Here is an 11,949-nt window from a genome sequence, read left to right as displayed (position 1 = left end):
CAACCTCGTCACGCGCCTGTGGACATGTCCGCACCCGCATAAGCGAGGGCGAGGAGGAAGCGGGCGGGGAGGCGGACGACTCCGGCGGCGCGGGCGACGACGACGTGGCCGGATTCGAGGGGTTGGCGCAGTGCGTCGAGGGATTTCGCGGAGAATTCGGGCGCTTCGTCCAGAAAGAGGACGCCTTTGTGGGCGAGGGAGACGGCGCCGGGGCGGGGCAGTCCGTTGCCGCCGCCGATGAGGGACTGCATGGTCGCGGAGTGGTGGGGGGCGCAGTAGGGCGGGCGGCGGACGAGGGGTTCGCCGGGCGGGAGGATGCCGGCGACGGAGTGGACGGCGGTGACTTCGAGGGATTCCTGGCGGGTGAGGGGCGGGAGGATGCCGGGGAGTCGTTCGGCGAGCATGGTCTTCCCGGCGCCGGGTGGTCCGGTGAGGAGGATGTGGTGGCCTCCTGCGGCGGCGACTTCCAGGGCGCGGCGGGCGGTGGGCTGGCCCGCGACGTCGGCGAGGTCGGGTCCGTCGGTGGGGTCGGCGGAGAGTCCGGTGCCGACTCCCGCGCCGGGGACGAGGAGTCCCGCGAGCATGGGGTCGGGCCTGCCGTCCTGGTGGGGTTCTTCCTCGGGGACGGGTTCGTCGGCGAGGACGGCGATGAGCTGGCGCAGGGTGCGGACGCCGAGGACGGAGATCCCGGGGACGAGGGCGGCTTCGCCTGCGGTCTGTTCGGGGACGACGACCTGGGTGTATCCGGCTTCGGCGGCGGCGAGGACGGCGGGCAGGACGCCGCGGACGGGCCGGACGCGGCCGTCGAGCCCGAGTTCGCCGATGAGGACGAGGTCGGCGATGGTGCGGGGGTCGATGCGTTCGGCGGCGCCGAGGACGGCCGCCGCAACGGCCAGGTCGAAACCGGAGCCCCCTTTGGGGACGGAGGCGGGGCTGAGGCCGACGGTGAGTTTCTTCTGGGGCCATTCGGCGCCGGCGTTGACGATGGCGGCGCGGACGCGGTCGCGGCTTTCCGAGAGGCTTTTGTCGGGGAGGCCGACGAGGGTGAAGGCGGCGACTCCGGCTTCGAGGTCGGCCTGGACTTCGACGACGACGCCTTCGACGCCGACGAGGGCGACGGAGCAGGTGCGGGCGAATCCCATCAGGCCACCCCCTGCGCGTGGGTGATGACGGGGGCGCCGCGGCGGGGCAGGACGACGCCGATGAGGTCGATGCGGACGCCGCCGCCGGCGGGCGGTCCGCCGTGGGTGTCGAGCCAGCGGGCGGCGAGGTGTCGCAGCCGCTTGGCCTTGCGTGGGGTGACGGCTTCCATGGGGTGCTGGAAGTTGCCGTCGCGACGGGTCTTGACCTCGCAGAAGACGAGGGTGTCGCCGTCGCGGGCGACGATGTCGATCTCGCCGGACCGCCCGCAGCGCCAGTTCCTGGCGAGGATGTGCAGGCCGGTCGCGGCGAGTGTGCGGGCGGCGACGTCTTCGCCGTACCGCCCGAGTGCTCCGGTTGCGTTCATTCGGTACCACCTCCGGCACCGACTGTGACGCACCGCTACTCCGCGTGTGCGGGACTGTGGACGGCCGGGCGGTTGTGGATAACCGGGTCACTCGTGCGGGTGGATCCCCTGATACGTGGTTTTCCTCGGCAGGTGTTCTTCCCCGGCAGGCGGCCTGCCTGAACGAACGGCCTGCCCTGAACAGGCGGCTGGGCTGAACAGGCGGGCTTGACAGGCGGCTGGCCTGAACAGGCGGGCTTGAACAGGCGGCCGGCCTGAACAGGCGGCTGGCTTGACAGGTGGTGTTCCCGTGAGAGGTCCTCCGGACCTGCGCGCGGGCGGCGTCGTCGGGTCAGCTGCCGGGGAGTTCGAGGTCGCTCTTGTTGAGCTCCTCGATGTTCACGTCCTTGAACGTGAGAACCCGGACCTGCTTGACGAAGCGGGCCGGACGGTACATGTCCCAGACCCAGGCGTCTGCCATGGAGACCTCGAAGAACACCTCGCCCTGGACCGAGTGCACCTGCATCTCGTAGTCGTTGGTGAGGTAGAAGCGCCGCTCGGTCTCGATCACGTATTTGAACAGCCCGACGACGTCGCGGTACTCCCGGTAGAGCTTCAGCTCCATCTCGGTCTCGTACTTCTCGAGGTCCTCGGCGCTCATGGCATGTTCCCCTTCAGCCGTGCGTCCCCCTATTGTGCGCCAGCCGACCGGGCCCCTAAACGATTTCCGGGGCGAGATCGAGCGGCGTGCTCGGGGGTCCTTCGCCGAGCAGCGCGTCCAGCAGCTCGGCGAGTCTGTTGGGGTACACCGTCTCACGGGCCGCCGACAGTTCGGCGGAGGTCCACCATCTCAGGCCGGCGACGCTCCGGGACTCGAGCTCGGTGAGTCCGGCGGGGGCGGTGGCGGTCTGTGTGGTGCGGGCCAGGTAGTACCACTCGTCCTGGTCCCAGCGGCGTCCGGCGAAGGGGAACGAGCAGTGGCGGCGCCACAGCACCGGGCCGAGCCGCACGTCGGTGATGCCGGTCTCCTCGGCGAGTTCGCGCAGCGCGGCCTGTTCGCGGGTCTCGTCGCCCTCCAGACCGCCGCCGGGCGTGAACCACCAGGTCTGGGTGGGGTCGTCGGGCTCGTGGCCGTGGAGGAGGAGGATGCGGTCGTCCGGGTCGAGCAGGACCACGCGGGCCACCCGCCGCCGCTCGACGGCCTCGACGCCTTCAGCTGCCTCGACCGCTTCGGCTCCCTCGGCTCCCTCGACCGTCTCAACCACCTCAACGGCCACGACCGTCTCGACCGTCTCGACCGCCTCGACGGAATCAGCCGCATCAGCCGCATCAGCCGCACGCCGCCCGCGCCCTTCGGCCGCCGTGCGGTCGGTTTCCTCCACTGCCGTGTCCTCGTTCCGTGCCGTCGCCATCGTGCGCTCGTCCCCCGCCGTCACGCGCTCACCTTGTCCTCGGGCTTCCCCGCGGCTGCCGCCGTGGGCTTCCTCCTGCCGGGGCCGAGGCGACGGGCCAGTGGACCGTACGCGGCTCCGACAAGAATCAGTACACACCCGGCGGCCATCGCGGAGAAGAGCGGCACGATCGGGCCGGGGCGGGAGATGCCGCCGGGCAGCTCGGCGAAGCCGGCGGGCCGCTCCAGGACGCCCTTGGCGGGCCAGGCGACGGCGTCGACGCGGCCGACGACGGCCGAGCGCGGCACCGCGCCGTGACCGGCTTCCTGGAGGTGGGCGCGGGAGTCCATGGAGGTGTGCCGCTCGTCGCCGAGCAGGAAGAGGCTTCCCTCGGGCACGCTCGCGGTGAAGTTCTCCCGGGACACCATCTTCCCGGCCTGCAGATACGGTTCGTCGACCGGCGTGCCGTTGATGGTGAGACGCCCGCCGGCGCCGCAGCAGGCGACGGTGTCGCCGCCGACGCCGACCACCCGCTTGACCATGGGTACGTCGCCCCACAGCGGGTCCTGGAAGACGACGACGTCGCCGCGCTTGACGTCGGCGCCGTCGACGCGTTCCGCGAGGACCTTGGAGCCGACGTCGAGCGTCGGGGTCATCGAGTCGGTGGGCACCGAGAAGGGCTGGTAGAGGACGGCTCCGACGACGAAGCCACCGAGGAAGAGCACACAGCCGACGGCCACGGCGAGCCCCGACAGGACGCTGCCGAGGCGGCCGTGGCCGTCCTTCTTACGCGGTTCGACGCTCATGGGCACCTCGGGCTTCGGGAGATCGCCGGCCGTCCGTACGACGGTCCGGTTCGGCACCCTACCCGCGGCTTGCTACCGAGCGGTATGGGCGGAGGCCGCTCCCCCGTGATCGCCGGCCGCCGTCGCGGCGCGCTTCCGGCGCCGCCACAGCACCAGCGGAAGCGCACCGGCGAAGCCGAGCGTGCCGGGCGCAACGGCGAGCGCCTGGCTGAGGCCGGGCTGGTCGAAGGTCTCCGGGACGGGCAGGGTGGCCCAGCGGCTCACCGGCCAGGCGACGACGACGGCGCGGCCGACGACCTCGTCGGTGGAGACGGTGCCGCCGCCCGCGAGCTCCATGTGGAAGCGGGAGTCGAGCGAGTTCTGGCGGTTGTCGCCCATGACCCAGATGCGGCCCTCGGGAACCTTGACCGGGCCGAAGGCCGGGTCGCAGGGCACCGAGCCGGGGTGGAGGTAGGAGCTCTCGTCCAGTTCCTTGCCGTTGACGACGACCTTGCCGCCCTCCTTGCAGGAGACGGTGTCGCCGCCGACCGCGATGACCCGCTTGATCAGGTCCTTCTCCTCGGCGGACGGCATGAGGCCGATCCAGCTCAGGACGGTCTGCACCACGTTGGGCTCGGGGGTCTCGGTGTCCTCGAGCCAGCCGCCCGGGTCGTGGAAGACGACGACCTCGCCGCGTTCCGGCTCCGAGCCGAACCACGGGGTGAGCTTGTCGACGAGCACCCGGTCGCCCCGCTGGAGCGTGTTCATCATCGAGTCCGAGGGGATCGAGAACGCCTGCACCAGGAAGGTCTTGATCAGCAGCGCGAGCACGAGCGCGATGCCGACGAGCAGGGGCAGTTCCTTCCAGAAGGAACGCGGCTTCTTCGGGGCGCTGCCGTCGCGGTCCGAGGGATCGTCGCCCCCGTCGCCGCCGCTGTCGCCGCCCTCGCCGTCCCCGGGGCCGCCGTCATCGACCGGGCCTCCGGCGGGGCCGTGCGTCGGGACTCCGGCCGGGCCGTGCCCGGGAGCGTAGGACGGGCCGGAGCCCGGCCCGGCGTCGTGGACCGGGCGGTCGGCCGGACCGTCGCCCCGGTGGTCCGCCGGGTAGGGGCCGGAGCGTGGATCGGGGTCCGGGTGGCCCGTGGCGTCATCCGTCATGGCCGCCGCCGACGGGTCGGTCCGCTCCGGCCGCTTCTCGGGCTCGCCGTGTCCGGGTCGTGCGCCGACGGCCACATCCCCCACATCCACTCCTCAGTCCGTGCAATCGCCCGCCCCGGAACAGGGACAGGCCCACCACTCCCATAACGAGCAGAAGTTCCGCAGGGGTCGGGAGCCGGGGCAATCCGTTCAGATCATGCTGGGCAAGACTATGCGACACGCCCTGCGTCCCGGCCGTGTCCGGCCCGCCGCGCGGCGCCGCCGTGTCGGCCACATCGCGGCTCGCCGCCGCGCCCGCCCCACCGTCACGAGCCACCGCGTCCGCCTCGCCCGGACTCGCCGCCGCGCCCGCCTCGGCACCACGAGCCACCGCGTCCGCCCCGCCACCGCTCGCCGCCGCGCCCGCCCCACCGTCACGAGCCACCGCATCCGCCTCGCCCGGACTGGCCGCCGCGCCCGCCCCGCCATCACGAGCCACCGCGTCCGCCCCGCCACCGCTCGCCGCCGTTTCCGTCCCCCCGCCGCTCGCGCGCGGTTCCGGTACGGAGGCGAACGTCGCGCGTTCTTCGAGGCCTCGCCAGTGGCCGATCGGCCAGGCGATGACGACGGCCCGGCCGAGGATCCGGTCCTCCGAGACGGTTCCGTGCTCCGGCTCGTCGAGGTGGAAGCGGGAGTCGGCGGAGTCGGAGCGGTGGTCGCCCATGACGAAGACCCTCCCCTGCGGGACCTTCACCTCGAACGGGATCGTCGAGGGCGCGTTCCCCGGGTGCAGATACGGTTCGTCCAACGCTACGCCGTTGACGGTGATCCGCCCGTCGGCGCCGCAGCACTTCACCGTGTCGCCGCCGACCGCGACGACCCGCTTGATCAGGTCCCGTTCGTCGGCCGAGGGCAGCAGGCCGATGAAGGTCAGCGCCTGCTTGAGCTGCTTGAGGACGACCGGGTCGTCGGACGGCGGCTCGGCCTCCTGCTGGAGCCAGTTGCCGGGGTCCTCGAACACCACGACGTCGCCGCGCCGCGGCTTCGCGCCGAACCACGGGGTCAGCTTGTCGACGAGCACCCGGTCGTCGATCCGGATGGTCTGCTCCATCGAGCCGGACGGGATGACGAAGGCCTGCACCAGGAAGGTCTTCAGGACCAGGGCGATCAGCACGGCGACGGTGGCGAGGAGCGGGATCTCGGTGAGGGCGGAGCGCCGGCGCCGCCGCTTGACCCTACGGGCGAGTCTGCGCCGCTCGGCCCGCCCCGGAGGCGTACGGGACGCGCCGTCCGGCACGGTGCCGTCGGGGCCGCGTCGGCCGGCGGGGGCCTTGCCCCGCCTACCCATGTCCGGGTCCGTGCCCCGTCGCGTGGCCGCCGCCGGTCCATTGCGGTACGGCGGCGAAGGCGTCGGTCTCCGGCACGGTGGACCAGCGGCCGGAGGGCCAGCCGATCCAGTCGGCGCGGCCGATGACCTTGTCGACGGGGACCACGCCGCCGCCGGGCCGGCCCAGGTGGTCGCGGGAGTCGCTGGACTGGCTGCGGTGGTCGCCCATGACCCACAGGGTGCCGTCGGGTACGACGATGTCGAAGGGCACGCTGGACGGCTGGTCGCCCAGCATCACGTACTGCTCGCGCACGGGAACGCCGTTGACGGTGATCCGGCCGTCCTTGTCGCAGCAGACCACGCGGTCGCCGCCGGTGCCGATCACCCGCTTCACGAAGTCGGTCTCGTCGGGCTCGGCGAGGCCGAGGGCCGCGGCGGCGTCGTGGAGCAGGCCGGTGACCGGGTTGCCCGCGGGCTCTTCCTCCACGAAGGAGCCCGTGCCGTCGAAGACGACGACGTCACCGCGGCGCGGCTCGCTGCCGAAACGGTACGCCAGCTTGTTGACGAGGATCCGGTCGCCGACCTGGAGGGTGGGCTCCATCGAACTGCTCGGGACCAGGAAGGGCTGGAGCACGAAGTGGCTGAACAGCAGCAGGAAGGCGACGCAGGCGAGGCCGATCACGCCGGTGCGGCGCCAGGTGAGGAATCCGGACGGCTCGTCCGCCTCCACCCCGGGCCCTTGCGGGGTTTCCGCCTCGGGCCCCTGCGGGGTTTCCGCCCCGGAAACGCGCGCGGAGCGCGACCGCTCCTCCTCGCCGGAGGAGCGGTCGCGCTCCGTGTGCTGTGCTTCGGTGTCCATCGGGGGCGAGCCTATCCCGCCACCCTGTGGGCCGATGCTCAGTTGTCGCGCTTCTCCTTGATCTTCGCGGCCTTGCCGCGCAGCTCACGCAGGTAGTACAGCTTGGCGCGACGGACGTCACCGCGGGAGACGAGCTCGATCTTCTCGAAGATCGGGCTGTTCACCGGGAAGGTGCGCTCGACGCCGACGGAGAAGGAGACCTTGCGGACCGTGAAGGTCTCGGAGACGCCCGAGCCCTGACGGCGGATGACGACACCCTTGAACTGCTGGATACGGGAGCGGTTGCCCTCGATGACGCGAACGTGGACGTTCACGGTGTCACCCGGACGGAAGGCCGGGACGTCGGACCGCAGGGAAGCGGAGTTGACCTGGTCGAGCAGGGAGGCCATGGAGGTCTCTTTCCTCGCTGATGCCACAGGTCATCAGCGGTATGTACGAAGGATTGGTGATCGCCGTCCGTGCCTGGCGGGCGTCGTTCCCCCTGTGGCAGGGGCGCGCGCCGGACGCACGGCAGCGGCCTATTCTTCCACGCTCTCCGGCCTGCGCCAAAATCGGCCGCCGGGCTCGGGGGCCCAGCCCAGCATGGAGAGGATCTCCCGGTCCTTCTTGTCGAAGGCGGCGGGGTCGCAGCGTTCGATGAGGTCCGGGCGGTTGGCGGCGGTGCGGCGGAAGGCCTCGTCGCGGCGCCAGCGGGCGATCTTGCCGTGGTGTCCGCTGAGCAGGACGTCGGGGATGCCGCGGCCGCGCCACTCCGGCGGCTTGGTGTAGACGGGGCCTTCCAGGAGGTTGGCCATGGCGCCCGGGGCGAAGGAGTCGTCGCGGTGCGACTCGGCGTTGCCGAGGACGCCGGGGAGGAGCCGGGCCACGGCCTCGGTGATCACGAGGACGGCGGCCTCGCCGCCGGCCAGGACGTAGTCGCCGATGGAGACCTCGTAGACGGGCATGCGGGTGGCGTACTCGTCCATCACGCGGCGGTCGATGCCCTCGTAGCGCGCGGGCGTGAAGATCAGCCAGGGCCGCTCGCTCAGCTCGACGGCGAGTTCCTGGGTGAAGGCGCGGCCGCTGGGCGTGGGGACGACGAGGACGGGCTGGTGGGCGCCGGCCTCGAAGCCGTCCGCGAGGGTCTGGTCGAGGGCGTCGCCCCAGGGCTCGGTCTTCATGACCATGCCGGGGCCGCCGCCGTACGGGGTGTCGTCGACCGTGTTGTGCCGGTCGTAGGTCCAGTCGCGCAGGTGGTGGACGTGGACGTCGAGCACGCCGCGGGCGCGGGCCTTGCCGACGAGCGAGACGTTCAGCGGTTCGAGGTACTCGGGGAAGATCGTGACGACGTCGAGGCGCATCAGGAGGCGTCCTCGCCGGCGTCGGTCTTCTTCTCCGCTTCCTGTGCTGCGCCCTCGGCCTTCGTGCCCCCGGCCTTCTCGCCCCCGGCCTTCGTGCCGGCTTCCGCGTCCTGGCCCGCGGCCTCGGCCTCGGCCTCGCGCGCGGACGCGACGACGGCCTGGCTGTCGTCGATGAGGCCGGGCGGCGGGGCGATGACGGCGCGCTGGTTCTCCAGGTCGATCTCGGTGACGATCTCCGAGACGAAGGGGATCATCAGCTCGGTGCCGTCGGGCCGCTCGACGATGAAGAGGTCCTGCGACGGCAGGTGGGAGATCTCGGAGATGACGCCGATCTCGGTGCCGTCGGCGAGCACGACGTCGAGGTCGACGAGCTGGTGGTCGTAGTACTCGTCCTCCTCCTCGGGCAGCTCGTCCGGGTCGATGTCGGCGATGAGGAGGATGTTGCGCAGGGCCTCGGCCCCGTTGCGGTCCTTGACGCCCTCGAAACGCAGCAGCAGCCGGCCGCTGTGCACCCGGCCGGATTCGATGGTCAGCGGCCCGGCGGAGGCCGGGTCGGTGTGCAGGACGGCGCCGGGTCCGAGCCGGAGCTCGGGCTCGTCGGTCCGCACCTCGACGCTGACCTCGCCCTTGATGCCGTGGGCGCGGCCGATGCGCGCGACTACCAACTGCACTGGTGATCTCTCCTGTCGTACGGCAACGGGCCGGGGTGGGCGGTCAGCCCTCCCCGGCCCGTGCCGGTGTCAAACTTCAGCGGACCTGGTCCACGTCGACGAGGTCGACGCGGATGCCACGGCCGCCGATGGCGCCCACGACGGTGCGGAGCGCACGCGCGGTGCGGCCGTTGCGGCCGATCACCTTGCCGAGGTCGTCGGGGTGGACCCTGACCTCGAGGACGCGGCCGCGGCGCAGGTTACGCGAGGCGACCTGCACGTCGTCGGGGTTCTCGACGATGCCCTTCACGAGGTGCTCGAGAGCCTCCTCGAGCATGGTCAGGCCTCGGGAGACTCAGCGGCCTCGGCCGAGGAAGCAGCCTCGGCCTCGTCCGCCTTGGCCTTCTTGGCCTTCGGGGTGATGGCCTCACCCTTGGCGTCGTCGCCCTCGAGAGTCTTGGCGAACTCGTCGAAGGAGGCGCGCTTGGCTTCCTTGGTCGCCGGGGCGAGCAGCGGCTTCTCCGGGGCCGGGAGGCCCTTGTGCTTCTGCCAGTCACCGGTGAGCTTCAGGATGGCGAGAACCGGCTCGGTCGGCTGGGCGCCGACGGACAGCCAGTACTGCGCACGCTCGGAGTCGACCTCGATGCGCGACGGGTTGTACGTCGGGTGGTAGAGGCCGATCTCCTCGATCGCACGACCGTCCCGGCGGGTGCGGGAGTCGGCGACGACGATGCGGTAGTGCGGCTGGCGGATCTTGCCGAGGCGCTTGAGCTTGATCTTGACTGCCACTGGAGTGGTGTCTCCTGGTCTTGACGTGGTTGGGCACTTGAGATGCCACGTGGGGTTGCGGTACTCGGGTGCCCGATGGACGCGTCAGCCGGAGGAGAGAGGGGTCCTGTGCGACTGTCGAGTACAGCTAGCCATTGTGCCACACGCCGTGGGGTGGGCCGTCCGCGGTCCACCGGCTCCGGATCCCCCGTCACGGTCCCCGTCGCGGATCCACGCGCCCCGGACCACCGGCCCGCGTCCGCCGGCCCCGGGTCCCCCGTCCCGGGTGCGTCGCCGAGGCGGGTCAGTTCGCGGCGCCCACCGTCTCCGGGATGCGGAACGGCTTTCCGCAGCCGCCGCAGACGATCGGCGCCTGGGCGAGCACGGACGGCACCACGCGCACGTTGCGCCCGCAGTCGCAGACGGCCTTGACCCGGACGCCTCCGCCGGACGAGCCGTGCCGGGCGGCCGGGCCGCGGAAGGAGCGCTTGGTGTCGGCGGCGGTCGCGACGGTGTGGGCCTTCAGCGCGCGCTGGAGGCGCTCGATGGTGGGCCGGTAGCGTCGCCGGGCCTCCGGATTCAGGGTGACCAGGGAGAAGCCGCTGCTGGCATGCGGCTCCTCGGGGTGGTCCAGGCCCAACTCCTCGGCGATCGCGAGGAATCTCCGGTTGTGATAGCGGCCGGCCCGTGAGGTGTCGCGGACACCTCGGGCGGCGGCGATGCCGTGGACTGCCTCGTGAAGCAGTCGTTCGAAGGAGAGCTCGGCGCCACAGGCTGACGACGACTCTCCGATCAGGGACTCGGGCGCGGCAAGGTCCGGCAGCTCGGGGTGGTGCCGCTGAATGTCGGCCCACGCCTGTGCCAGCTCTGCGGCGAGAACAGGTGGTGTCGTGCTCACGTCGGGTACAACGAGCCGGATCCCCTCCGGGTTCCATTACGGGGCAACTCAAATATTTTGCACGTACCCGTCAGTCGGTACGGATGTGTGGGGAGCGCGCGTAGCGGCGCATACGCCCCGGCGCACGGGCAGGTCACGCGCGCCGGCGCGGTGTGTGGGAGGACAGTACCGGGCGTCTGCCCGAACTCGGGCATCACCCCCTCCTCCGGCGGGAGTTCATGGCCGGATTCCGCGCCCGGCGTCCGGCGCGGAAGCCCGTCGCGCCCCAGCACTGGACGACGGCGCGCTCGCGCTGTTCCCTGACTACGGGGGGTCGTCGTCCGAGTACGGATCCGAGTGACGGATTGGGGCGCTTTCCATGACACCTACGCTCGTCCCGCACCACCCCGCCCGCGACTGGGCCGAGATCCAGGAGCGGATGCTCGTCCCGCTGTACGAGGCGGTGTACGGCCGGCTCGGCGTGGGCGCCGGCTCGCGGGTGCTCGGCCTCGGCTGCGGCTCGGGCCTGGCCCTGCTGATGGCGGCCGGGCGCGGGGCGCGGGTGGCCGGCGTCGACCGGGACCACGCGCGCGTGGCACTGGCGCGGGAGCGGCTGCCCGAGGCTCCGCTCGTGGTGTCCGGTCCGCCCTGTGGCCCCGTGCCGGTGCCGCCGGAGGGCGGGACGCCCGGGCTGCGTGTCGTCGCGGAACTCCCGGAACCGTCGGAGCTCTCGGACCTCGGGCTCGCGGACCTCGGGCTCGCGGACTCCCGGCCCGCGGACTCCGGGCTGCGGGAGAGTGCCCCGTACGACGTGATCACGGCCTTCCACGGCACGGTGACCGCAGAAGGTACGGCCGGATCGGCCGGCTCGGCCGGACGTCTGGCGGCGGTCACTCCGATGGCCGAACCGGGTGCGGCGTTCGTGCTCGCCGGCTGGGGCCCCGCGGAGCGGTGTGCGACGAGCTCGGTGCTGCGGGTCGCGGCGCGGCTGACGGGCGGGTGCCCGGCGGGCCGGGACGCCCTGGAGGAGACGGCCGAGGCGGCGGGTCTGCGGCCGGACGGCTCGGGTCGGGTGGCGTGCCCGTTCGGCTACGCCGACCGGGACAGCGCGGTGCGCGGACTGCTGTCGACGGGCGAGTTCGACGCGGCCGTCCGGGCGACGGACCCGGACCAGGTCGAGAAGGAGCTCCTGGAGGCCCTGGAGCCGTACGTCCGCGCGGACGGGACGGTGTGGATGGCGAACGTCTTCCGGTACGTGATCGCCCGAATGGCCTGAAACCGTGCCGGAACCGCCGGCCTCCCCCGCCTCGCGCCCCCACCACCCGCCCC

General features: G+C 72.2%; 14 protein-coding genes and 1 pseudogene. 1 reads left to right on the top strand and 14 read right to left on the bottom strand.

The window, feature by feature from the left end:
• Window positions 1-41 precede the first annotated feature (41 nt).
• The 14 genes and pseudogenes from ESG85_RS08925 to ESG85_RS08860 all read right to left on the bottom strand — a co-directional run.
• Window positions 42-1,142: pseudogene (locus ESG85_RS08925) on the bottom strand (YifB family Mg chelatase-like AAA ATPase); the annotation flags it as partial.
• A complete protein-coding gene (locus tag ESG85_RS08920) occupies window positions 1,142-1,507 on the bottom strand; it encodes a YraN family protein (protein WP_128977508.1) in 366 nt (121 codons plus the stop codon). The pseudogene ESG85_RS08925 and the gene ESG85_RS08920, both read right to left, overlap by 1 nt.
• A gap of 331 nt (window positions 1,508-1,838) precedes the next feature.
• Window positions 1,839-2,147: a DUF2469 domain-containing protein gene (locus ESG85_RS08915; protein ID WP_005311352.1), complete on the bottom strand. Its 309-nt coding sequence runs from the start codon at window positions 2,145-2,147 to the stop codon at window positions 1,839-1,841.
• Between the two features lie 55 nt (window positions 2,148-2,202).
• Window positions 2,203-2,670, bottom strand: a complete 468-nt coding sequence (locus ESG85_RS08910) for an NUDIX hydrolase (RefSeq protein WP_246094896.1) — start codon at window positions 2,668-2,670, stop codon at window positions 2,203-2,205.
• 248 nt (window positions 2,671-2,918) lie between these two features.
• The gene (gene lepB / locus ESG85_RS08905; RefSeq protein ID WP_128977507.1) at window positions 2,919-3,683 is read right to left on the bottom strand and encodes a signal peptidase I; all 765 of its coding nucleotides are present in this window, start codon (window positions 3,681-3,683) and stop codon (window positions 2,919-2,921) included.
• 72 nt (window positions 3,684-3,755) lie between these two features.
• Window positions 3,756-4,895, bottom strand: coding sequence for a signal peptidase I (lepB, locus tag ESG85_RS08900; protein ID WP_164986202.1), 1,140 nt, complete (start codon window positions 4,893-4,895; stop codon window positions 3,756-3,758).
• Complete coding sequence (lepB, locus tag ESG85_RS08895; protein ID WP_128977506.1) at window positions 4,810-6,147, bottom strand: signal peptidase I; 1,338 nt, start codon at window positions 6,145-6,147, stop codon at window positions 4,810-4,812. The genes lepB (ESG85_RS08900) and lepB (ESG85_RS08895) overlap by 86 nt, the downstream gene beginning before the upstream one ends.
• Window positions 6,140-6,985 (bottom strand): signal peptidase I, encoded by an 846-nt coding sequence (gene lepB, locus ESG85_RS08890; protein WP_128977505.1) that lies wholly within the window; start codon window positions 6,983-6,985, stop codon window positions 6,140-6,142. The genes lepB (ESG85_RS08895) and lepB (ESG85_RS08890) overlap by 8 nt, the downstream gene beginning before the upstream one ends.
• Window positions 6,986-7,023: 38 nt before the next feature.
• The gene (rplS, locus tag ESG85_RS08885) at window positions 7,024-7,374 is read right to left on the bottom strand and encodes a 50S ribosomal protein L19 (RefSeq protein WP_128977504.1); all 351 of its coding nucleotides are present in this window, start codon (window positions 7,372-7,374) and stop codon (window positions 7,024-7,026) included.
• Window positions 7,375-7,503: 129 nt separating this feature from the next.
• The gene (trmD, locus tag ESG85_RS08880; RefSeq protein ID WP_128977503.1) at window positions 7,504-8,325 is read right to left on the bottom strand and encodes a tRNA (guanosine(37)-N1)-methyltransferase TrmD; all 822 of its coding nucleotides are present in this window, start codon (window positions 8,323-8,325) and stop codon (window positions 7,504-7,506) included.
• The gene (gene rimM, locus ESG85_RS08875) at window positions 8,325-8,996 is read right to left on the bottom strand and encodes a ribosome maturation factor RimM (RefSeq protein WP_128977502.1); all 672 of its coding nucleotides are present in this window, start codon (window positions 8,994-8,996) and stop codon (window positions 8,325-8,327) included. The genes trmD and rimM overlap by 1 nt, the downstream gene beginning before the upstream one ends.
• A 76-nt stretch (window positions 8,997-9,072) precedes the next feature.
• The gene (locus ESG85_RS08870; protein ID WP_056566048.1) at window positions 9,073-9,312 is read right to left on the bottom strand and encodes an RNA-binding protein; all 240 of its coding nucleotides are present in this window, start codon (window positions 9,310-9,312) and stop codon (window positions 9,073-9,075) included.
• 2 nt (window positions 9,313-9,314) lie between these two features.
• A complete protein-coding gene (gene rpsP / locus ESG85_RS08865; RefSeq protein WP_128977501.1) occupies window positions 9,315-9,764 on the bottom strand; it encodes a 30S ribosomal protein S16 in 450 nt (149 codons plus the stop codon).
• A gap of 283 nt (window positions 9,765-10,047) precedes the next feature.
• Window positions 10,048-10,641 (bottom strand): hypothetical protein, encoded by a 594-nt coding sequence (locus tag ESG85_RS08860; RefSeq protein ID WP_128977500.1) that lies wholly within the window; start codon window positions 10,639-10,641, stop codon window positions 10,048-10,050.
• A 358-nt stretch (window positions 10,642-10,999) separates the two neighbouring features.
• On the opposite strand from ESG85_RS08860, the gene ESG85_RS08855 reads away from it, so the two are divergent.
• Entirely contained in the window at window positions 11,000-11,896 is an 897-nt protein-coding gene (locus tag ESG85_RS08855; protein WP_128977499.1) for a class I SAM-dependent methyltransferase, read from the top strand.
• Window positions 11,897-11,949 lie beyond the last annotated feature (53 nt).

Source organism: Streptomyces roseicoloratus (assembly GCF_004117935.1).
In the GTDB taxonomy this organism is placed as follows: Bacteria; Actinomycetota; Actinomycetes; order Streptomycetales; family Streptomycetaceae; genus Streptomyces; species Streptomyces roseicoloratus.
Note: the sequence above shows the minus strand (reverse complement) of the source record. Positions and strands in the feature narration are given on the sequence as shown.